The following is a 21,453-nucleotide window of genomic DNA, read 5'->3' on the forward strand; positions in this document are numbered from 1 at the left end:
ATGAATGCCGCAAAACGTCTGGAAATTTTTCGCCGATTTCACGAAGACAACCCGGAACCGAAGACCGAACTGGCCTACTCCTCGCCGTTCGAATTGCTGATATCCGTGATTCTCTCGGCGCAGTCGACCGATGTCGGCGTCAACAAGGCCACCGCCAAACTCTATCCGGTGGCCAATACACCGGCGGCGATTTATGCCTTGGGTGTCGAGGGACTGTCGGAATACATCAAGACCATCGGCCTGTTCAACAGCAAAGCGAAAAACGTGATCGAGACCTGTCGCTTACTGATGGAACGTCATGGAGGCGAAGTGCCGCAAACCCGTGAAGAGCTGGAAGCGTTACCCGGCGTCGGCCGCAAGACTGCCAACGTGGTGCTCAATACCGCATTCCGTCAGCTGACCATGGCCGTGGACACGCATATCTTCCGGGTCAGCAACCGTACCGGCATTGCTCCAGGCAAAAATGTGGTCGAGGTTGAGCAAAAACTGATGAAGTTCGTGCCGAAGGAATATCTGCTGGATTCCCATCACTGGCTGATCCTCCACGGACGCTACGTTTGCCTGGCCCGTAAGCCTCGCTGCGGCAGTTGCCGGATCGAAGACTTGTGCGAATACAAGCAAAAGACTTCGGACGATTGAGGCGCTATTAGGTTTTTTGATTTATCGATTGAAAAAATCTTTTTTACCCGCCGGAAGATTATCGATATAAGGAGCGCCAAAGGCAGTCTTAGCCTGGAGTAACACTATGAGCACTGGCAAAGAGCAATTGGAAGTAGAAGACGACTTCACCCCTGTTGAAGCAGATGATGCTGAACCGGTGGTTGAAGTGGCGAAGACAAACCTGAGCAAACGCCGTACCATCGACAATCTGCTGGAGGAGCGCCGACTGCAAAAGCAATTGGCCGATTACGATTTTGACCTATGACACCTAAAAGCCTCCCGAAACGGAGGCTTTTTACTAAGTGCCGACCCCTGATACCCCCCGTTCATCGCGCCTCGTCAAACGCTGAGTCAGTCACACCAGACCATTGCGCTGAGCCAATTCGATCAGGTCCACCAGGGAGCGAGCATTGAGCTTCAACAACAGACGAGTCTTGTAAGTACTGACGGTCTTATTGCTGAGGAACATTCCGTCGGCGATCTCCTTGTTGGTCTTGCCTCGGGCCAATTGTTGCAAGACCATCATTTCCCGTCCCGACAGTCGATCCACCATATCGGCCTCACTGGCGTTCCCCAAACTGGAACGTACGGTATGCAAGGCTTGATTCGGAAAGTAACTGTAGCCCGACAATACTGCCTTTATTGCACTGAGCAACTCAGTGAGATCCTGTTGTTTGCAGACATACCCTGCGGCACCGGATTGCATGCAACGCATGGAAAAATGCCCAGGTGCCTGGGAAGTTAATATCAGCACTTTCATGGGCATCGCTGTCGATGTCAGACGCGCAATGACTTCCAGCCCATCAAGTTTCGGTATTCCAATATCCAGGATGACAATATCCGGCATATGCTCACGGGCAAGTTGCAACGCATCCACGCCATTATCTGTCTCTGCAATAACCTCGTAGCCGTGACGCTCCATTAGCATACGTACCGCAAGACGAATGACGGGGTGATCATCCACGATCAGCACTTTATTCATGGGCAAGTCCAATTTTCGCTGTTCGAATTTTTAGAGCCCGCACGATAGCCTAGTCGTTTCACCCATGGCATGCCGCCCCCCTCGGCCACCCACACCGAGAGACATTCCCTACAGACATTGAAGAATAATCTTACAAAATTCCCAAAAATACGGTGGGGGTAAACGTTTTATCAACCAGAAAATATTTCGATTATCCGCAGTTTTTTTGTTTCAGTTTACAACCAGAAAACCAAATAACAGGGTTCGCCGCAAGAGGTCCAACGAATACTGACTATTGAGCTACCCTTAAAAGTAACTGATATTTACCACTTGAAACCCCACACCACAAACACCGCACATCAAGAATGTAGTAAAAATCACACCAGGCAACACTTCAACAACAAACTCAATCCAATACCACCTAAAACCCTACAACAGAGGCACCCGCCGCACACTCAATACCGCTACTATCAAACCCTCTAAATCTAAAACTTAAAAGGAGCCACCGCACCAATACAATCACCGACCACTTAGTTATTAAAATCAAACCAAAACATTAATCAACCGAGAAAAAACAATATTTCAACGAGCAAAACACATGATCAAATCAAAGAAAAAAATCATCAACCCCATGACAGTTATTGCAATATTTGCCGCTATTTCTGAAACATCGGCCGCCGTATCACTGCCCTTTCTCGACAATAAGGAACGGGAGTTCTATATCTGGTTCCTGATCAGTTTCCCTTTTTATTTGCTTTTTCTTTTCTTCGCCACACTCAACTTCAACTATCGGTCGCTGTACGCGCCATCCGATTACGGCAAGGGAAAGCACTTTATAAAAGTGATGGACAACGCTGAACGCGGTCAGCGACCCGATAACCTGAAGGACCCTCCCGCCCGGATCGATATTCAGACGGGCCTCTCGGCTCTACAGTACGTTTGCATGGCCGAGCAGCTGAAGAACCTGCACATCATCGATGCGCGGTGGCTAAACAAGAAAATGGAATTCGGTGCCTGGATTGAAAAATACCGACGCCCACAGGGAAGCCCTGCACAAGTGATCGTATTTCTCACCTGTACCGATTCGGAGGCATTACTGAAGGAAAGCGCAAGCAAGCAATCAAAACAGGCAAAGAATCGCAGCGGCCCAACGCTTTGCATTGCTTACAATTTGAATTCACACGGTCTGACGATTCTTGATCACTCTTTTTACCTGACACGCAGCAGGTAACGCTTGAAGAGCATTCAGAGAGAGGAAACAGAAGGAAGGTATTACAGATACAAATAGAGCGCTGATAACACGATGACCGGTAGGAAAACTCCCCCTATTCAAAATTGTGGCCTTGTCACCGACAAGGCCACAACTCTATTACCGTCGTTCCACTACGGTTTCAAAGATCTCAGAAAAGCTTCCGGCCTTTGTTCGCCGCAATTCGCATGCGCAAGGCGTTGAGCTTGATGAAGCCCGCCGCGTCGGCCTGGTTGTAGGCGCCGCCATCTTCTTCGAAGGTCGCGATGTTGGCATCGAACAACGATTCGTCGGACTTGCGACCGGTGACGATCACGTTGCCCTTGTACAGCTTCAGGCGCACAACGCCGTTCACGTGGGCCTGGGACGCGTCGATCATCTGTTGCAGCATCAGACGCTCAGGGCTCCACCAGTAACCGGTGTAGATCAGGCTGGCGTATTTAGGCATCAGCTCGTCTTTGAGGTGAGCCACTTCGCGGTCAAGGGTGATCGATTCGATCGCACGGTGGGCGCGCAGCATGATGGTGCCGCCTGGGGTTTCGTAGCAGCCACGGGACTTCATGCCCACGTAACGGTTCTCAACGATGTCGAGACGGCCGATACCGTGTTCGCCACCGATACGGTTCAGGGTCGCCAGCACGGTAGCCGGGGTCATTTCGACGCCGTCCAGTGCGACGATATCGCCGTTGCGGTAGGTCAGTTCCAGGTATTGAGCTTTGTCAGGAGCCTTCTCCGGGGAGACGGTCCATTTCCACATGTCTTCTTCGTGCTCGGTCCAGGTGTCTTCCAGCACGCCGCCTTCATAGGAGATGTGCAGCAGGTTGGCATCCATCGAGTACGGGGATTTTTTCTTGCCATGACGCTCGATCGGGATGTTGTGCTTTTCAGCATAATCCATCAGCTTTTCACGGGAGAGCAGGTCCCATTCGCGCCACGGAGCAATCACTTTCACGCCTGGCTTCAAGGCGTAGGCGCCCAGCTCGAAACGAACCTGGTCGTTGCCCTTGCCGGTGGCGCCGTGGGAAATGGCGTCAGCTCCGGTTTCGTTGGCGATTTCGATCAAGCGCTTGGCGATCAACGGACGAGCGATGGAAGTACCCAGCAGGTACTCGCCTTCGTAAACGGTGTTGGCGCGGAACATCGGGAAAACGAAATCGCGCACGAATTCTTCGCGCAAGTCGTCGATGTAGATCTCTTTCACGCCCATGGCCTGTGCCTTGGCGCGTGCAGGTTCGACCTCTTCGCCCTGACCCAGGTCAGCGGTGAAGGTCACGACTTCACAGTTATAAGTATCCTGCAGCCACTTGAGGATCACCGAAGTGTCCAGGCCGCCGGAATACGCCAGAACGACCTTGTTTACGTCCGCCATGCCATCACTCCACGGGGTTCTACGGAAAGCAGTCAAGTCTACCGGTCATGCAGGATAATTTACAGAGGCGCGACAGCTTATGACGACGAAGCGACAGATTATGTCGAGTGAGCGACGATTACAGCGGGTTCAGGAGGTCGATGCAGCGCTCGCCGATGCGGTGGCCTGAGGGGCCGACTTTTCGGTGGGCGTAACGCGCGCGAGGTGCACATTGACCCGACGGTTCTTCGCCCGGTTGGCGGAATTGGTATTGGGCGCCAATGGATAACGCTCGCCGTGAAAGCGCACGGTGATCTGCGATTCCTGAATGCCGTTGGCCTTGAAGAACTCCATGACTGCCAGGGCCCGACGCCGCGACAGGTCACGATTGGTCAGGCGGTTGCCGCTGTTGTCCGAGTGGCCATCGAGCTCGACGTGGTTGACCGTCGGATCAGCCTTCATGAACTCCAGCATCACTTGTAATTGCGCCTTGGCCTGCGCGTCGAGATCGATGCCTTCACCGGGGAAGCCGATCTGCGATTGTTTAACCTGCTCGAAATTCTTCGGCAGCAGCTTCGCCACGCAGCTCTGGTAGTCGTTGAAGGCCTTGCTGAACTTGACCGGCAACAGGCGCACTTCCGACACCCGGCCATCGCCCGAGTAATGTCGAACGACCGGACTGCGGCCGTCCATCAGGCCACTGATCAAGCGGCCAGCCTGAACTTGCGAACTGTTAAACAACACATTGCCGCTGCCGATTCGTACAGAACCGAGGTTGATGTCGCCACGCCCCGGCTGCCAGGGTGCAGCCGCCGCCAGCAAGGTGGCCGAACCGCCGCCGATCATCGAGTTATAGGCCTTCAGACGAAACGTCGCTTGCTCGCCAGCGCGACGCACGAACTCGCCCGAACCGAAATCGCTGATCGGCTGAGTCAGGCGGCACTCGAACTTGTCTCCTTCGACCGTCCACTCGATGCTCTCCAGACGGGTCTGGAAAGTGAGCGCCATCGCAGGAAGGCTGGCAAACACGCTGAGCAAGGCTAAATAACGCTGGCGCACGGGAGGCTCCACTGGCTTCTACAACAAAAAGACCGACACACAGATGTTTACGGCATACCTGTTGGATATCGGAAGCTTCCTGCAAAACTTGATAGCGAGTGCCTGGAAGAGTCTTTTCCGGTAGCATTCCCCTCAGTTTGACCCGCCTGGAATCCCCTCATGTCCGACCGCCTGACCCTGCTGCGTCCCGACGACTGGCATATTCATCTTCGCGATGGTGCTGTGTTGCCCAATACAGTCGCGGATGTCGCGCGCACCTTTGGTCGCGCCATCATCATGCCCAACCTGGTACCTCCGGTGCGTAACACCGCTGAAGCCGACGGCTATCGCCAGCGGATTCTCGCTGCACGCCCGGCTGGCAGCCGCTTCGAACCGTTGATGGTGCTGTACCTGACCGACCGCACCCAGCCCGAAGAAATTCGCGAGGCCAAGGCCAGCGGCTTCATTCACGCCGCCAAGCTGTACCCGGCCGGCGCGACCACCAACTCGGACTCTGGTGTCACCAGCATCGACAAGATTTTCCCTGCACTTGAGGCCATGGCCGAAGTCGGGATGCCCTTGCTGGTTCACGGTGAAGTCACCCGTGGCGATGTCGACGTGTTCGATCGCGAAAAATTCTTTATCGATGAGCACATGCGTCGTGTGGTCGAGCGCTTCCCGAGCCTCAAAGTGGTGTTCGAACACATCACTACCGCCGACGCCGTGCAGTTCGTCAACGAGGCTTCGGCCAATGTTGGCGCGACCATCACCGCGCATCACCTGCTGTACAACCGCAACCACATGCTGGTGGGCGGGATTCGGCCGCACTTCTATTGCCTGCCGATCCTCAAGCGCAACACCCATCAGGAAGCCCTGCTCGACGCCGCCACCAGCGGCAGCGACAAGTTCTTCCTCGGCACCGACTCGGCGCCCCATGCCCAGCACGCCAAAGAAGCCGCTTGCGGCTGTGCCGGCTGCTACACCGCTTATGCAGCGATCGAGATGTATGCCGAAGCCTTCGAACAGCGCAACGCGCTGGATAAGCTCGAAGCCTTCGCCAGCCTGAACGGCCCTCGTTTCTACGGCCTGCCGGTGAACACCGATCGCATTACCCTGGTCCGCGAAGAGTGGACCGCCCCAACCAGCCTGCCATTTGGCGAGCTGACCGTAATCCCGCTGCGCGCCGGTGAAAAACTGCGCTGGCGCCTGCTGGAGGAACACGCGTGAGTGAAGACCATTTCGACGACGAACAGGACGGTCAAGGCGGCGGAGCTGGTTCGCGCCACCCGATGGCTGAGCGCTTCCGTGGATACCTGCCAGTCGTTGTCGACGTTGAAACCGGTGGTTTCAACTCTGCCACTGACGCCTTGCTGGAAATTGCCGCAACCACCATTGGCATGGACGAAAAAGGGTTTGTGTACCCCGACCACACCTACTTCTTTCGCGTAGAGCCTTTTGAAGGCGCGAACATCGAAGCGGCCGCTCTGGAATTTACCGGGATCAAACTCGATCACCCGCTGCGCATGGCAGTGAGTGAAGAAGCAGCGCTGACCGACATCTTCCGCGGCATCCGCAAGGCTCTGAAAGCCAACGGTTGCAAACGGGCGATTCTGGTCGGGCACAACAGCAGCTTCGATCTGGGTTTCCTCAACGCCGCTGTCGCACGCCTGGATATGAAGCGCAATCCGTTTCATCCGTTCTCGAGCTTCGATACCGCGACCCTGGCCGGTCTGGCTTACGGCCAAACCGTACTGGCCAAGGCCTGTTCGGCAGCCGACATCGACTTCGACGGCCGTGAGGCCCACTCGGCTCGCTACGACACCGAGAAGACGGCCGAGCTGTTTTGCGGCATCGTCAATCGCTGGAAACAAATGGGCGGCTGGGAAGACTACAACGACTGATCGTTGGGTTTATCCCGCCCATAAAAAAACCGGCCTCAACGGCTAATGCCAGTCAGTTAAGCTGACTGGCATTTTTCTTTCTGATCGGATATTTCGGTGATTTGAGCCTTATGGCGCGGGGATAAATGCGCTCTTCCCGTCGATGCGGCAGAACATAATGCGGGGCAGAGGCGTGCAGCTCGGCCAGATATTTGGGGATGTTCCCGGAACGGTCGGCCGAAACGCTGTTGATAAACCCTAAAATTGCCCAAGTACACGCGGCAAAGCTCATTTCGCACGGGTAAATACCTGGACAGTGGCGGCTCATTTCCACCATCTGGTAGCGCAGCAGGTTGTAGCCCAGCAACACACCCCACAGTTCCTGCTCGATCATCTCGGGCGTCTTGCTACGCAATGTATAGCTGCTGTTGAGCAGCGTCTGTTTCATCTCGCGAAACCCTAATTCGATCTCCCATCGCTGGCTGTACAGGTCGACGATTTCGTCGGACGGGAAGCGTAGCGGATCGGCCATCGACGTCAGGATCTGACAAACCTTGCCCTTGACGGTTTTGCTCAGCAATCGCGCGGTCAGGCGCTCCGGCAGCCCCGGCCATTGCGTGCGGGCCTGCGGCGAAGTGCTCAACGAGACCACAGCGTCCTGGCGCCCCAAGCGCTGAATCACTTCGTACTGCGCACCTTTGCGCAGAGGCATCAGCCAATGCCGCTCGATGCCTGCTTGCTGCCACTGATGCAGCAAACCCAAGGAGTAAAAACCGCGATCGAACAGCGTCAGCGAGTGATCGGGCGTGGTTTCGATCAGTTGCTCCGCCAGTTTCATTTCGTTGCTGCGATAGCCATCCAACGCGCTGCCGATCAGCATGTGGCTGGTCAACTCCATTTGGCAGACCATGCGCACCTGGGGGAAACCGGTGTCGCCATGCTGGTTGCTGGCGGAATCGTAGCGCGCCCGATTTTCGGGTGTATCGGGTGTTCGCCAGACGACGCCGTCGACCCCCAGCAAACGCAAGCCTGCCCAAGTTGGGTGATCCACGGTCTCATGCCAACTTTTCTGAGTCAGATGGAAGACTTGTCGTACAGCCTCGCAGCCCAATCTCTGACGGGCTTGAACCACAGCGCTGGGTGCCACCAATGGACGTTGGCCCGGCAGCATGATGTTCATGCGGCTGACCACATCCCACGCCGACATGCGGCGAAAGAAGGCCATGGATATCACGCACCAGAGCATCATTTCCAGTGGCAAACGCCGCTTGCGCAGGGTCGCCACGCCGGCCTGTTCAAGTGCCTGCTCGACCAAAGATGGATCGAGTAAAGAATCCAGTCCCTCGATTGAGTTAGGGGTGGAGGCGATATTGTGGGTCAGTTCCAGGGCCCGAGCGAGACGCATAAAAAAATCCGATGCCAGTACAGGCATCGGATTTTGATTTCTTGCGGCCAAAGGTCAAGCGAGAGGGCTTAACTGATCGGCATTAGCCTCAACGGCCGGTTTTTTTATGCCTCAAACGTGCCTTACAGCGCAGCAGCGTTCTCGGTCAGGTAAGCCGCGACGCCTTCGGTCGAAGCGGTCATGCCTTTGTCGCCTTTTTTCCAGTTGGCAGGGCAAACTTCGCCGTGCTCTTCGTGGAATTGCAGAGCGTCGACCAGACGGATCAGCTCTTCAATGTTACGACCCAGCGGCAGGTCGTTGATGATCTGCGAACGGACAACGCCTTTGTCGTCGATCAGGAACGCGCCACGGAAAGCCACGCCGCCTTCGGACTCAACGTCGTAGGCCTTGGCGATTTCGTGCTTCAGGTCGGCAGCCATGGTGTAGCGAACTTCGCCGATACCACCATTGTTGACCGGGGTGTTGCGCCAGGCGTTGTGGGTGAAGTGCGAGTCGATCGAAACGGCGATCACTTCAACGTTGCGTGCCTTGAAGTCAGACATACGGTTGTCCAGAGCGATCAGCTCGGACGGGCAAACGAAGGTGAAGTCCAGTGGGTAGAAGAACACCAGGCCGTATTTGCCTTTGATGGCCGACGACAGGGTGAAGCTGTCTACGATTTCGCCATTGCCGAGTACGGCCGGTACGGTGAAGTCTGGGGCTTGTTTGCCTACGAGTACGCTCATTGGATATCTCCTGGTGTAAAAACGTGAAGTTCCGGGTTTGCGCCAGCCTGCCACCTTCAGGCGACAGCCCTGTGACACGAACCCGCTTCATAAGGACCGGCCATCATACACTGCGTTTTTGGCCTGTCCTTAACGGTTTTTTTGTCAGGGGAAATGCAGTTGACGGGTTTTCGTCGTGATCGATGCCGAGAGGAAACCGTTCGTCAGCCCTGATCAAAGCTTTCAGAAACCACTTTGACAATCATTCTCGTTAACATTAAGATCCATCGCAATTGAGTCACAACCAGCGACGGTTTTCACTTATGTATGTTTGCCTCTGCACTGGCGTCACCGACGGTCAAATCCGCGAAGCGATCTATGAAGGTTGCTGCAGCTATAAGGAAGTCCGTCAGGCCACCGGCGTAGCTAGCCAATGCGGCAAATGTGCCTGCCTTGCCAAGGAAGTGGTCCGCGAAACCCTGACCAAATTGCAATCGGCCCAGGCCGCGATTCCCTTCCCTGTAGAATTTACTGCCGCGTAAATAACGTATTTCAAAGAACCGGACTTGATGTCCGGTTTTTTTATGTCTGAAAATCAACCGCTTACGATCTAGACGCGGAACACAAACATTCTTATTCCGATTAATTTTCACTTAAGTTTCAATAACTTAGGTTTGACACTCTTAATTACGCGGCTCAAACTCTGCCTTATAGACAGTTACTTAGGGCAGGACCCCATCATGAAAGGCGACGTTACAGTCATCCAGCATCTCAACAAGATCCTTGCCAATGAGCTGGTCGCGATCAATCAATACTTCCTGCATGCACGCATGTACGAAGATTGGGGCCTGAACAAGCTCGGCAAGCACGAATACCACGAATCCATCGACGAGATGAAGCACGCGGACAAGCTGATCAAGCGCATCCTGTTCCTTGAAGGCCTGCCGAACGTCCAGGACCTGGGTAAGCTGCAGATCGGCGAACACACCCAGGAAATGATTGAGTGCGACCTGCGTATCGAACGCACCGGTCATGCGGATCTCAAAGTGGCCATCGCTCATTGCGAAACCGTTGGCGACTTTGGTAGCCGTGAACTGCTTGAAGATATTCTTGAATCCGAAGAAGAACATATCGACTGGCTGGAAACCCAACTGGGCCTGATCGATAAAGTCGGTCTTGAGAACTATCTGCAATCGCAGATGGGCGAAGAGTAAGTTAGCGCCCGCTAAACCCGAGACAATAAAAAGCCCCGCGCTCTTTTAAAGAGGCGGGGCTTTTTTAATGACCCTGTAGGAGCATGGCTTGCCAGCGATGAACGATGACGCGGTGTTCTTGCTAAACCGCGGCGCCTGCATCGCGAGCAAGCTTTGCTCCTACAGATACCAATCAGGCTTCGGTCTTGTTGGCAGCAGCAGCTTCGACAGCAGCCTTGATGGTGGTTTGCAGCGAACCGTCTGCAGCCATCTCGGTCATGATGTCGCTACCGCCGACCAGCTCACCGCCAACCCACAGTTGCGGGAAGGTTGGCCAGTTGGCGTATTTTGGCAGGTTGGCGCGGATTTCCGGGTTCTGCAGGATGTCCACGTAAGCAAATTTTTCACCACACGCCATCACGGCCTGCGCGGCTTTCGCAGAGAAGCCGCACTGCGGGGCATTCGGCGAGCCTTTCATGTAAAGCAGAATGGTGTTGTTAGCAATCTGCTCTTTAATCGTTTCGATGATATCCATGGAGCACCTCGGCTGAACTTTCCGACTCAGGGGTCGGCACGGTGGCGCATTGTAACGGAAACCCGAGCACCCTGCTCGGTCTCCCCGACAGACTTGATCAAGCCGCCGACACGGTCACTGGCACACCGTTCAACGCCGCATTGCCCGACAACTCATCGAGCTGACACTCGTCGGTCAAGTCATTGGCGCTGGAACCCGGCTGACCACTGGCAATGGTCATCTGCACACCCGGCCGCGCATGGCCCCAACCGTGCGGAAGGCTGACCACGCCTTTCATCATATCCAGACTGCCGAGCACTTCAACTTCAATCACACCGACCCGCGAACTGACCCGCACTCGCTGTCCGTCGTTGAGCCCACGGCTGGCCAGGTCATCCGGGTGCATCAGCAATTGATGGCGCGGTTTACCCTTCACCAGGCGGTGATAGTTGTGCATCCACGAGTTGTTGCTGCGCACATGACGGCGGCCAATCATCAGCAACTCATCAACGGCCGGCGCTTTCAATGCCGCAAAGCGCACGAGGTCAGCAAGGATCGCGGCAGGCGCTGCCTGGACTCGCTGATCAGCTGTTTTCAGACGTGGAGCCAGATTGGATTTCAATGCCCCAAGATCGACACCGTGAGGGTGATCAAACAACGTCGCCAGCGATAGCTTGTGCTCCGAAGCGTCGCCATACAGCCCCATCCGCAAGCCACGGTCGATCATCTGCGCTGGCGGGATCGTCGGTTTCAGTTCCTTGCCAGTCTTCGCAGCAAACGCCTTGGCCAGCCCCACGAAAATCTCCCAGTCATGCAACGCACCTTCAGGTTTGGCCAGAATCGCGCGATTGAACCGACTGACGTTACGCACCGCAAACATATTGAAAGTCGTGTCGTAATGATCGTTTTCCAGGGCCGAGGTGGACGGCAGAATCAGGTCGGCATAACGCGTGGTTTCATTGATGTACAGGTCGATGCTGACCATGAACTCCAAACCGTCCAGAGCCTGCTCCAGTTGTCGGCCATTGGGCGTCGACAGCACCGGATTACCCGCCACGGTAATCAGCGCGCGGACCTGCCCTTCCCCTTCGGTGAGCATCTCTTCGGCCAGCGCCGACACCGGCAGTTCTCCACCGTATTCAGGACGCCCGGAGACCCGGCTCTGCCACAGATTGAAATGCCCACCGGAGGTGGACGCCACCAAATCCACCGCCGGTTCGGTGCACAACGCACCTCCCACGCGATCGAGATTACCGGTGACCAGGTTGATCAACTGCACAACCCAATGACACAAGGTGCCGAACGCCTGGGTCGAGACACCCATGCGGCCGTAACAGACCGCTGTCGGCGCCGCCGCAAAGTCCCGCGCCAGTTGGCGGATCTGTTCGGCGGGCACTGCGCACAGCGGGCTCATGTCCTCGGCGGTGAAATTCGCGACCGCCTCACGCACCTCATCCAGACCGTCCACCGGCAAATGACTGTCGCGGGTCAGACCTTCAGCGAACAAGGTATTGAGCAGTCCGAACAACAACGCCGCATCGCCACCGGGGCGCACGAATAGATGCTGGTCGGCAATCGCCGCGGTTTCGCTGCGGCGCGGATCGACCACCACCACTTTGCCGCCGCGCGCCTGAATGGCCTTCAAGCGCTTCTCCACATCCGGCACGGTCATGATGCTGCCGTTGGAGGCCAGCGGATTGCCGCCGAGGATCAGCATGAAATCGGTGTGATCGATGTCCGGGATCGGCAACAGCAAACCGTGGCCGTACATCAAATGGCTGGTCAGGTGATGGGGCAACTGGTCGACTGAGGTCGCGGAAAACCGGTTGCGGGTTTTCAACAGGCCGAGAAAGTAATTGCTGTGGGTCATCAGCCCATAGTTGTGCACGCTGGGGTTGCCTTGATAGACCGCCACCGCGTTCTGTCCGTGACGCTCCTGAATCGCCACCAGACGTTCGGCTACAAGGTTGAAGGCGTCTTCCCACTGGATGGGTTGCCATTCACTGCCGACACGTAACATCGGCTGACGCAAACGATCCGGATCACTCTGAATATCTTGCAGGGCGACGGCCTTGGGGCAGATGTGCCCGCGGCTGAATGTATCTTGAGCGTCACCCTTGATCGAAGTGATCTGCACCGCGCCTTCGACCTCGGTGGTTTCGATGGTCAGGCCGCAGATGGCTTCACACAAGTGGCACGCACGGTGATGGAGAGTCTTGGTCATGGCCAGTCTCTGTCTTGTTCTGGGCGGGCGATATCGGCCGCGGGAACAAAACTATGGCGCCTGATCCACTGCTGCGCCAGCGACGTTCGTCTTGTGAATCGGCGGCCATCAGGCCAGCCGATGACCGCTGGGGATCAGTTCGGCGGCAGCCTCGGCGGCGCCTGCAACTGGATCTCCTGGATGGTTTCGATCTGCTCTTGAGCGATATGAACACCGGTGAGTTCGCCGATCAGCCGCCAGTGCTCGTCGAGCCCGGTGCTGATGGTTGCCATGCGGTCAATCATCCGCCGGCCGGCAGCCTTGGTCACTTCGTCTTCACTGCGCATCAACTCGAAGGACATCGAGGTCATGGACGCGGTGAGGTGGGTCAGCGAGCGAGCCGTGAGGCCGAGTAACTCCATTAACTGTCGTTCTTTCGATTCCATTCCGAAGGCTTCCTGCGTCGTTCGTGCGTTAGTTATAACCCGCCGCTTTGCATTAGCAAATGTTTCAGACCAGACACATCCCTCAATCCTGAGTACAAATGTTTCGAATGACAGGTCAGAAACCGACCGTTGCTACGCCTTCCCCGCCCCGTTTGATTGCAAAGCCCCGCACCCCCAGTGTACAAATGACGGGCTGCTGTCAGGAAACAGGCTTCAAAAGCGCTACTGCGGTCATCCCGTAGCCCCTCTGAAATCCCCTAAAAACCGTAGCCCTATTGGTAAGACGCGACATTTAATTATAAGATCGCGCCTTCCCCTATTTCGTCGCCCCGTGCGGCTTACGCCGCAGGTCTCGCCCGTTTTTCAGTTAAACAAGGCTTTGAGTATCTGCGGTCTGTTGCAAAAAGGTAGTCAATGATGAGCGCAAGGCACTTTCTCTCCCTGATGGATTGCACGCCCGAAGAGCTGGTCAGCGTGATCCGTCGAGGCGTTGAGCTCAAAGACCTGCGTAACCGCGGCGTACTGTTCGAGCCCCTGAAAAACCGCGTGCTCGGGATGATTTTCGAGAAATCGTCAACCCGCACCCGAATTTCGTTCGAAGCCGGCATGATCCAGCTCGGTGGCCAGGCGATCTTCCTGTCGCCGCGCGACACCCAACTGGGCCGTGGCGAGCCGATCGGCGACTGCGCCATCGTCATGTCGAGCATGCTCGACGCGGTGATGATCCGTACCTTTGCCCACAGCACCCTGACCGAATTCGCCGCCAACTCGCGCGTGCCAGTGATCAACGGCCTGTCCGATGACCTGCACCCGTGCCAGTTGCTGGCCGACATGCAGACCTTCCTAGAGCACCGCGGCTCGATTCAGGGCAAAACCGTGGCCTGGATCGGCGACGGCAACAACATGTGCAACAGCTATATAGAAGCGGCGATCCAGTTCGACTTCCAGTTGCGCGTCGCTTGCCCGGAAGGCTTTGAACCCAACCCTGAATTCGTGGCCAAGGCCGGCGATCGGGTCACCATCGTCCGCGATCCGAAGGATGCCGTACGCGGCGCCCACCTGGTCAGCACCGACGTCTGGACCTCCATGGGCCAGGAAGAGGAAACCGCCAAGCGCCTGAAGCTGTTCGCGCCGTTCCAGGTCAACCGCGCCCTGCTCGACCTGGCCGCCCCGGATGTGCTGTTCATGCACTGCCTGCCGGCCCACCGTGGCGAGGAAATCAGCGTCGACCTGCTCGATGACCAGCGCTCCGTCGCGTGGGATCAAGCCGAAAACCGTCTTCACGCACAAAAGGCCCTGCTCGAGTTTCTCGTCGAGCCGGCGTATCACCACGCATGAGCCATCCATTACTGCTGAACCTGCGCAACCTTGCCTGCGGCTATCAAGACCAGCGCGTCGTGCAGAACCTCAACCTGCATTTGAATGCCGGCGACATCGGTTGCCTGCTGGGCTCTTCGGGTTGCGGCAAAACCACTACCCTGCGGGCGATTGCCGGTTTCGAACCGGTACACGAAGGTGAAATCCAGTTAGCGGGAGAGACAATCTCCCGCGCCGGCTTCACTCTCGCCCCGGAGAAACGCCGGATCGGCATGGTGTTTCAGGATTACGCACTGTTTCCGCATTTGAGCGTGGCCGAGAACATCGCCTTCGGGATTCGCAAGCACCCGCAAAAGGATCGCGTCACCGAAGAATTGCTGGAACTGGTCAACCTGAAAAACCTCGGCAAGCGCTTCCCGCATGAGCTGTCCGGTGGTCAACAGCAGCGCGTCGCTCTCGCCCGCGCCCTGGCGCCGGAACCGCAATTGCTGCTGCTCGACGAACCCTTCTCCAACCTTGATGGCGAGCTTCGGCGCAAGCTCAGCCATGAGGTGCGCGATATCCTCAAGGCCCGTGGTACCAGCGCGATTCTGGTGACCCACGACCAGGAAGAGGCCTTCGCAGTGAGCGATCATGTGGGGGTTTTCAAGGAAGGTCGTTTGGAACAGTGGGACACGCCCTACAACCTGTATCACGAACCGCTGACGCCGTTTGTCGCCAGTTTCATTGGCCAGGGTTATTTCATTCGCGGTCAGCTGAGCAGCCCCGAGTCGGTGCAGACCGAACTAGGTGAGTTACGCGGTAATCGTGCCTACACCTGGCCGGTTGGCGGAGCGGTGGATGTATTGCTGCGTCCGGACGATATCGTTTATGCACCGGACAGCACGTTGAAGGCCCGGATTGTCGGCAAGTCTTTCCAGGGTGCGTCCACCTTGTATCGCTTGCAGTTGCCGACCGGCGCGCAGCTGGAATCGATTTTCCCGAGCCATGCCGATCATCTGGTGGGTTCAGAGGTCGGCATTCGTGTCGCGGCTGAACACTTGGTGTTGTTTCAGGCATCGGGCAGTACGGCGGCGCAGATTCCGGTCGTAGAGTCCGGCGTCCGCCGCTACAGCAGCGCCCACTGACACCCCGTTTCTGTAGGAGCAAAGCGTGCTCGCGATAGCATCGCCACGGTTTAGCTGATGCACCGCGACATCGTTCATCGCGAGCGAGCTTTGCTCCTACAAAGATCAGCATCAACCCAGCATTAGCGTTCCGCTTGCAACGAGCGTCGCATTCCCACCGATTTTCACCCGATCCCCTTCCAGCCGACAGAACAACTCCCCGCCTCGAGCCGAACGCTGACAAGCCGTCAGGCTCGACTTGCCCAAACGTTTCGACCAGTACGGAATCAGGCTGCAATGAGTCGAACCCGTCACGGGGTCTTCGTTGATGCCGATCGCCGGTGCGAAGTAGCGGGAAACAAAATCATGCTGGCTGCCCCTGGCCGTGACAATTGCTCCTGGCCACGGCAGCTTCGCCAGCGCAGCCATGTCCGGCTGACATTCGAGCACCGCCTGCTCGGACTCCAGCACCACGAACAACTCGTTCGACCCCAGCACATCAACCGCTTCCACACCCAGCGCGCGCTCGACATCTAGGGTCACGCCCACTTCCGACGGAATGAGCGCCGGAAAATCCAGCCACAAGCGCTCACCCTCACGGCTCACGCTTAGCGGGCCGGACTTGCAGACGAAGTCCAGTCGCTGGACCGGCTCGTTGTAGATTTCAAACAGAATATAAGCGCTGGCCAGAGTTGCATGACCGCACAACGGCACCTCGGTGGTTGGAGTAAACCAGCGGATGCGCCAGCCCTGCCCTTCGCGTACCACGAAGGCGGTTTCGGCGAGGTTGTGCTCGGCGGCGATCTTCTGCATCAACTCATCGGCAAGCCAGGCATCGAGGCGATAGACCATCGCCGGGTTGCCACTGAACGGCCGATCACTGAACGCATCGACCTGATGAAACTCAAGCTGCATAACATTCTCCCTTTGTCAGGCCACCGAGCATGAAGCTGCCGACAATGCGGCACCAGTGACAGAGCCCGTCAATTTGCACCATACAGCGCCGGGCTGATAGTCCGCGTCAGGCACGGCCGATATCAGCGAACTTCGCCTGGGTATGTTCGGCCAACACCGCGGGTGCCAATTCGACTTCCAGCCCTCGTCGCCCCGCACTGACAAAAATGCTGGCGAAGGGCTGAGCTGAATTATCGATAAAGGTGCGCAAGCGCTTTTTCTGTCCCAGCGGACTGATGCCGCCCAAGAGGTAACCGGTGGATCGTTGCGCTGCGGCAGGATCGGCCATTTCGACTTTTTTCACGCCCGCTGCATGCGCCAGGCCCTTTAAGTCCAGACTTCCGACGACCGGCACCACGGCCACCAGCAACTCACCTTTCTCGCTGGCCGCCAGCAAGGTCTTGAACACCTGCGCCGGATCCAGTCCCAGCTTCTCCGCGGCCTCCAGCCCGTAGGACGCTGCCTTCGGATCATGTTCGTAACTGTGCACGCGATGTTCGGCACGAACTTTTTTCAACAAATCCAATGCAGGGGTCATGACAGCTCCAGACTGGGCGACAGTAGAAAAATACTGCGCTGGATTCTAGGTCATCGATCAATAAAAGGCTCTATTGCGGCGCTATTTCAAAGGCTTGGCGCCGCCTTATGCCGTTCGTCCACCTTCGGTCTGTCGCGTGAACGATGCGGTCATTCATGTGACTAATAGTTCGATTGTGACTGACGGTTCACTTTCGACCTTTGACAGCAGCGTTTCTTGTCTATATTTTTTCGATTCTGAATACTGTACGAATGTTCCTATCGCAGCACCCTGCAGTAGGCCGAGAACAGGATGGGGATCCTGCCTCGGTGAAAATCGCGCTTTTGACCATGATGCAAAAGCGCCAGACAACAACAAAAACGAGGTTTTCAATGACAACTGCTTTACAACAACCGTCACTCTCAAGCCAATGCATGGCCGAATTCTTGGGTACTGCGCTGCTGATCTTTTTTGGTACAGGCTGTGTTGCCGCGCTCAAAGTCGCGGGTGCCAGCTTCGGCCTTTGGGAAATCAGCATCATCTGGGGTGTCGGCGTGAGCATGGCGATCTACCTGACCGCCGGCGTTTCCGGGGCTCATCTCAATCCCGCCGTCAGCATTGCCCTGAGCATTTTCGCTGACTTCGAAAAGCGCAAACTGCCTTTCTATATTCTCGCCCAGATCGCTGGGGCCTTCTGTGGAGCGTTGTTGGTTTACACGCTGTACAGCAATTTATTTTTCGATTACGAACAAACTCACCATATGGTTCGTGGTACTCAGGCCAGCCTCAAATTGGCGTCGGTGTTTTCCACCTTCCCCAACCCGGTCTTGTCCACGGCACAAGCCTTCCTGGTTGAAGTGATCATCACCGCCATCCTGATGGGCGTGATCATGTCCCTGACCGACGACAACAATGGCTTGCCAAAGGGTCCGCTCGCTCCGCTGCTGATCGGCCTGCTGATTGCCGTGATTGGTAGTTCGATGGGGCCGCTAACCGGTTTTGCGATGAACCCGGCGCGCGACTTCGGTCCTAAACTGATGACTTTCTTCGCTGGCTGGGGTGAAATTTCCTTCACTGGCGGGCGCGATATCCCGTATTTCCTGATTCCGATTTTTGCACCGATTGTCGGTGCCTGCCTCGGTGCTGCAGCGTATCGCGGGCTGATTGCCCGTCATCTGCCCAGCGCCCTACCTGCTACAAAGGACGCAGCACCGGCCATTGACGGCAAACCAAGAACTTCTTGATACCGTTGGCGTGTGATCCTGCCCATCAGATCACGCGCCGGACCTCTCTCCCTTTTTTCGTCCAAGGCAATCGACATGACCGACACTCAGAATAAGAACTACATCATTGCCCTCGATCAGGGTACGACCAGCTCCCGCGCGATCATTTTCGACCGCGACGCGAACGTGGTTTGCACCGCCCAGCGCGAATTCGCACAGCATTACCCGCAAGCCGGCTGGGTTGAACACGACCCGATGGAAATCTTCGCCACCCAAAGCGCCGTGATGGTCGAGGCCCTGGCTCAAGCCGGCCTGCATCACGACCAGGTCGCCGCCATCGGCATCACCAACCAGCGCGAAACCACCGTGGTCTGGGACAAGACTACCGGCCGCCCGATCTACAACGCAATCGTCTGGCAGTGCCGCCGCAGCACCGAGATCTGCCAGCAACTCAAGCGCGACGGTCACGAGCAATACATCAGCGACACCACCGGCCTGGTGACCGACCCGTACTTCTCCGGCACCAAGCTCAAGTGGATCCTCGACAACGTAGAAGGCAGCCGCGAACGTGCGCGCAAAGGCGAATTGTTGTTCGGCACCATCGACAGCTGGCTGATCTGGAAATTTACCGGCGGCAAGGTGCACGTCACCGACTACACCAACGCCTCGCGCACCATGCTCTTCAACATCCACACGCTGGAGTGGGACGCGAAGATGCTGGAGGTGCTGGATATTCCGCGCGAGATGCTGCCGGAAGTTAAATCCTCGTCGGAAATCTACGGCCACACCAAAAGCGGCATCGCCATCGGCGGTATCGCTGGCGACCAGCAAGCAGCCCTGTTCGGCCAGATGTGCGTCGAGCCAGGCCAGGCGAAAAACACCTATGGCACCGGCTGCTTCCTGCTGATGAACACCGGCGACAAAGCCGTGAAGTCCAAGCACGGCATGCTCACCACCATCGCGTGCGGCCCGCGCGGCGAAGTGGCTTACGCGCTGGAAGGTGCGGTGTTCAACGGCGGTTCGACTGTTCAGTGGCTGCGTGACGAACTGAAGATCATCAACGACGCCCACGACACCGAATACTTCGCCAACAAGGTCAAGGACAGCAACGGCGTGTACCTGGTACCCGCCTTTACTGGTCTGGGCGCTCCGTACTGGGACCCGTATGCCCGGGGTGCATTGTTCGGCCTGACTCGCGGTGTACGCGTGGATCACATCATTCGTGCAGCCCTTGAATCGATTGCCTACCAGACCCGCGATGTTCTCGACGCCATGCAACAGGATTCCGGCGAACGCTTGAAATCCCTGCGTGTCGACGGCGGTGCGGTGGCGAACAACTTCCTGATGCAGTTCCAGGCCGACATCCTCGGCACTCAGGTCGAGCGTCCGCAAATGCGCGAAACCACCGCACTGGGCGCGGCTTACCTGGCCGGTCTGGCATGTGGCTTCTGGGGCAGCCTGGATGAGTTGCGAGGCAAGGCTGTGATCGAGCGCGAATTCGAACCGACCCTGGACGAAACCGCGAAGGAAAAACTCTACGCCGGCTGGAAAAAAGCCGTCAGCCGCACCCGCGACTGGGAACCACACGAAGGCGCTGAATAAGCCAAGTACAAGATCCAGATAGGGTTCGTCCACACAGCGTGAAAACGTAGCGAGCGAAGGAAAGACAAGGAAAAAACAGGCGAGGACCGGCTGGGGTCGCACCCGACTTTACGAGGTTGTAAATGAGCGTCCGAGCCTGTTTTTAACGCAGTATTTCCGAGCGCAGTAGTTTTCACGTTGTTTGGAAACTGGTCGGGAGCAGATTCCTGCGTCATCATGGGCGAATTTTGCACGGCAGCCCAAAGGAAGCCCCATGAATCTGCCTCCCCGTCAGCAGCAAATCCTCGAACTGGTCCGCGAACGCGGCTATGTCAGCATCGAGGAAATGGCTACGCTGTTCGTCGTTACACCGCAAACCATCCGCCGCGATATCAATCAGCTCGCGGAAGCTAATTTGTTGCGTCGCTACCACGGCGGCGCAGCCTACGATTCCAGCGTCGAAAACACCGCCTACGCCATGCGTGCCGATCAGATGCGCGATGAAAAGCAGCGTATCGGTGAAGCCATTGCGGCTCAAATCCCCGATCACGCCTCGCTGTTCATCAATATCGGCACCACCACCGAATCCATCGCCCGGGCGTTGCTCAATCACAATCACCTGAAGATCATCACCAATAACCTGCATGTAGCCTCGATGCTCAGCGCCAAGGACGACTTCGACGTTCTGCTGACTGGTGGCAACGTGCGGCGTGACGGTGGCGTGGTCGGTCAGGCCAGTGTCGACTTCATTAACCAGTTCAAGGTTGATTTCGCCCTGGTCGGCATCAGCGGTATCGATGAAGACGGCAGTCTGCTGGACTTCGACTATCAGGAAGTTCGGGTGTCCCAGGCGATCATCGCCAATGCCCGACAGGTCATCCTCGCGGCTGACTCCAGCAAATTCGGGCGCAACGCCATGATTCGTCTGGGGCCGATCAGTTTGATTGATTGCCTGGTGACCGACCAGCAGCCTGTGCCGGCGTTGGCGCAGTTGCTGAGTCAGCACAAGATTCGGTTGGAAGTCGTCTAACCCCCCCGACATATTTGGTGCCTGTACTGGCGCCTTCGCGAGCAAGCCCGCTCCCACAGGTTCAGCGCAATCCTTGTGGGAGCGGGCTTGCTCGCGAATACGATCGCCCATGCAACACACCTTC

22 protein-coding genes are annotated in these 21,453 nt (G+C 56.7%); 12 read left to right on the top strand and 10 right to left on the bottom strand.

Annotated features, from left to right (window positions below; all coding sequences use genetic code 11):
- Positions 1–639: an endonuclease III gene (gene nth / locus QFX16_RS23365; RefSeq protein WP_008155568.1), complete on the top strand. Its 639-nt coding sequence runs from the start codon at positions 1–3 to the stop codon at positions 637–639.
- A 106-nt stretch (positions 640–745) separates the two neighbouring features.
- On the top strand, positions 746–925 hold the full coding sequence (locus QFX16_RS23370; protein ID WP_283181525.1) for a PA3496 family putative envelope integrity protein: 180 nt from the start codon (positions 746–748) through the stop codon (positions 923–925).
- Positions 926–1,015: 90 nt separating this feature from the next.
- Here QFX16_RS23370 and QFX16_RS23375 read toward each other — a convergent pair whose 3' ends face one another.
- Positions 1,016–1,642 carry a response regulator transcription factor gene (locus tag QFX16_RS23375; RefSeq protein ID WP_008155570.1) on the bottom strand — a complete coding sequence of 209 codons (627 nt, stop codon included), beginning with the start codon at positions 1,640–1,642 and terminating at the stop codon, positions 1,016–1,018.
- A gap of 577 nt (positions 1,643–2,219) precedes the next feature.
- On the opposite strand from QFX16_RS23375, the gene QFX16_RS23380 reads away from it, so the two are divergent.
- A complete protein-coding gene (locus tag QFX16_RS23380) occupies positions 2,220–2,852 on the top strand; it encodes a hypothetical protein (protein ID WP_283181526.1) in 633 nt (210 codons plus the stop codon).
- Between the two features lie 169 nt (positions 2,853–3,021).
- Here the strand turns inward: QFX16_RS23380 and QFX16_RS23385 are convergent, their stop codons facing one another.
- On the bottom strand, positions 3,022–4,239 hold the full coding sequence (locus tag QFX16_RS23385) for an argininosuccinate synthase (RefSeq protein WP_007898502.1): 1,218 nt from the start codon (positions 4,237–4,239) through the stop codon (positions 3,022–3,024).
- Positions 4,240–4,368: 129 nt separating this feature from the next.
- Positions 4,369–5,277 carry a flagellar protein MotY gene (locus QFX16_RS23390; protein WP_283181527.1) on the bottom strand — a complete coding sequence of 303 codons (909 nt, stop codon included), beginning with the start codon at positions 5,275–5,277 and terminating at the stop codon, positions 4,369–4,371.
- A 159-nt stretch (positions 5,278–5,436) separates the two neighbouring features.
- Here QFX16_RS23390 and pyrC point away from each other — a divergent pair, with 159 nt between their 5' ends.
- Together pyrC and rnt are read left to right on the top strand one after the other, a co-directional pair.
- Entirely contained in the window at positions 5,437–6,483 is a 1,047-nt protein-coding gene (pyrC, locus tag QFX16_RS23395; RefSeq protein WP_056742014.1) for a dihydroorotase, read from the top strand.
- Complete coding sequence (gene rnt, locus QFX16_RS23400) at positions 6,480–7,157, top strand: ribonuclease T (RefSeq protein ID WP_283181528.1); 678 nt, start codon at positions 6,480–6,482, stop codon at positions 7,155–7,157. Before pyrC ends, rnt begins: the two co-directional genes overlap by 4 nt.
- A 52-nt stretch (positions 7,158–7,209) precedes the next feature.
- Here rnt and QFX16_RS23405 read toward each other — a convergent pair whose 3' ends face one another.
- Entirely contained in the window at positions 7,210–8,541 is a 1,332-nt protein-coding gene (locus tag QFX16_RS23405) for an IS4 family transposase (RefSeq protein WP_283181529.1), read from the bottom strand.
- 122 nt (positions 8,542–8,663) lie between these two features.
- On the bottom strand, positions 8,664–9,266 hold the full coding sequence (locus QFX16_RS23410; protein WP_064679479.1) for a peroxiredoxin: 603 nt from the start codon (positions 9,264–9,266) through the stop codon (positions 8,664–8,666).
- 302 nt (positions 9,267–9,568) lie between these two features.
- On the opposite strand from QFX16_RS23410, the gene QFX16_RS23415 reads away from it, so the two are divergent.
- Positions 9,569–9,787, top strand: a complete 219-nt coding sequence (locus QFX16_RS23415) for a bacterioferritin-associated ferredoxin (protein ID WP_283181530.1) — start codon at positions 9,569–9,571, stop codon at positions 9,785–9,787.
- 198 nt (positions 9,788–9,985) lie between these two features.
- A complete protein-coding gene (gene bfr, locus QFX16_RS23420; RefSeq protein ID WP_283181531.1) occupies positions 9,986–10,459 on the top strand; it encodes a bacterioferritin in 474 nt (157 codons plus the stop codon).
- A gap of 172 nt (positions 10,460–10,631) precedes the next feature.
- Here the strand turns inward: bfr and grxD are convergent, their stop codons facing one another.
- The 3 genes from grxD to plzR all read right to left on the bottom strand — a co-directional run bounded on the left by grxD (position 10,632) and on the right by plzR (position 13,601).
- Positions 10,632–10,973: a Grx4 family monothiol glutaredoxin gene (gene grxD / locus QFX16_RS23425; RefSeq protein ID WP_007943565.1), complete on the bottom strand. Its 342-nt coding sequence runs from the start codon at positions 10,971–10,973 to the stop codon at positions 10,632–10,634.
- 97 nt (positions 10,974–11,070) lie between these two features.
- The gene (locus tag QFX16_RS23430; protein WP_283181532.1) at positions 11,071–13,176 is read right to left on the bottom strand and encodes a molybdopterin oxidoreductase family protein; all 2,106 of its coding nucleotides are present in this window, start codon (positions 13,174–13,176) and stop codon (positions 11,071–11,073) included.
- A 134-nt stretch (positions 13,177–13,310) separates the two neighbouring features.
- A complete protein-coding gene (gene plzR / locus QFX16_RS23435; RefSeq protein WP_283181533.1) occupies positions 13,311–13,601 on the bottom strand; it encodes a PlzR type 4 pili assembly inhibitor in 291 nt (96 codons plus the stop codon).
- A gap of 417 nt (positions 13,602–14,018) precedes the next feature.
- On the opposite strand from plzR, the gene argF reads away from it, so the two are divergent.
- Together argF and QFX16_RS23445 are read left to right on the top strand one after the other, a co-directional pair.
- Positions 14,019–14,939 carry an ornithine carbamoyltransferase gene (argF, locus tag QFX16_RS23440; RefSeq protein WP_033053690.1) on the top strand — a complete coding sequence of 307 codons (921 nt, stop codon included), beginning with the start codon at positions 14,019–14,021 and terminating at the stop codon, positions 14,937–14,939.
- Positions 14,936–16,045, top strand: coding sequence for an ABC transporter ATP-binding protein (locus QFX16_RS23445; protein WP_283181534.1), 1,110 nt, complete (start codon positions 14,936–14,938; stop codon positions 16,043–16,045). Before argF ends, QFX16_RS23445 begins: the two co-directional genes overlap by 4 nt.
- A 111-nt stretch (positions 16,046–16,156) precedes the next feature.
- Here QFX16_RS23445 and QFX16_RS23450 read toward each other — a convergent pair whose 3' ends face one another.
- Together QFX16_RS23450 and ybaK are read right to left on the bottom strand one after the other, a co-directional pair.
- Positions 16,157–16,939, bottom strand: a complete 783-nt coding sequence (locus QFX16_RS23450; RefSeq protein WP_283181535.1) for a PhzF family phenazine biosynthesis protein — start codon at positions 16,937–16,939, stop codon at positions 16,157–16,159.
- A gap of 106 nt (positions 16,940–17,045) precedes the next feature.
- Entirely contained in the window at positions 17,046–17,516 is a 471-nt protein-coding gene (ybaK, locus tag QFX16_RS23455; RefSeq protein WP_007971306.1) for a Cys-tRNA(Pro) deacylase, read from the bottom strand.
- Between the two features lie 371 nt (positions 17,517–17,887).
- Between ybaK and QFX16_RS23460 the strand changes: the two genes are divergently transcribed.
- The 3 genes from QFX16_RS23460 (at position 17,888) to QFX16_RS23470 (ending at position 21,329) form a co-directional block, all read left to right on the top strand.
- On the top strand, positions 17,888–18,739 hold the full coding sequence (locus tag QFX16_RS23460) for an MIP/aquaporin family protein (protein ID WP_283184622.1): 852 nt from the start codon (positions 17,888–17,890) through the stop codon (positions 18,737–18,739).
- A 75-nt stretch (positions 18,740–18,814) separates the two neighbouring features.
- Positions 18,815–20,320, top strand: coding sequence for a glycerol kinase GlpK (gene glpK / locus QFX16_RS23465; protein WP_033057460.1), 1,506 nt, complete (start codon positions 18,815–18,817; stop codon positions 20,318–20,320).
- Between the two features lie 253 nt (positions 20,321–20,573).
- Positions 20,574–21,329, top strand: coding sequence for a DeoR/GlpR family transcriptional regulator (locus QFX16_RS23470; protein WP_007916700.1), 756 nt, complete (start codon positions 20,574–20,576; stop codon positions 21,327–21,329).
- Positions 21,330–21,453: the final 124 nt, after the last annotated feature.

Source organism: Pseudomonas svalbardensis (assembly GCF_030053115.1).
Classification (GTDB): Bacteria; Pseudomonadota; Gammaproteobacteria; order Pseudomonadales; family Pseudomonadaceae; genus Aquipseudomonas; species Aquipseudomonas svalbardensis.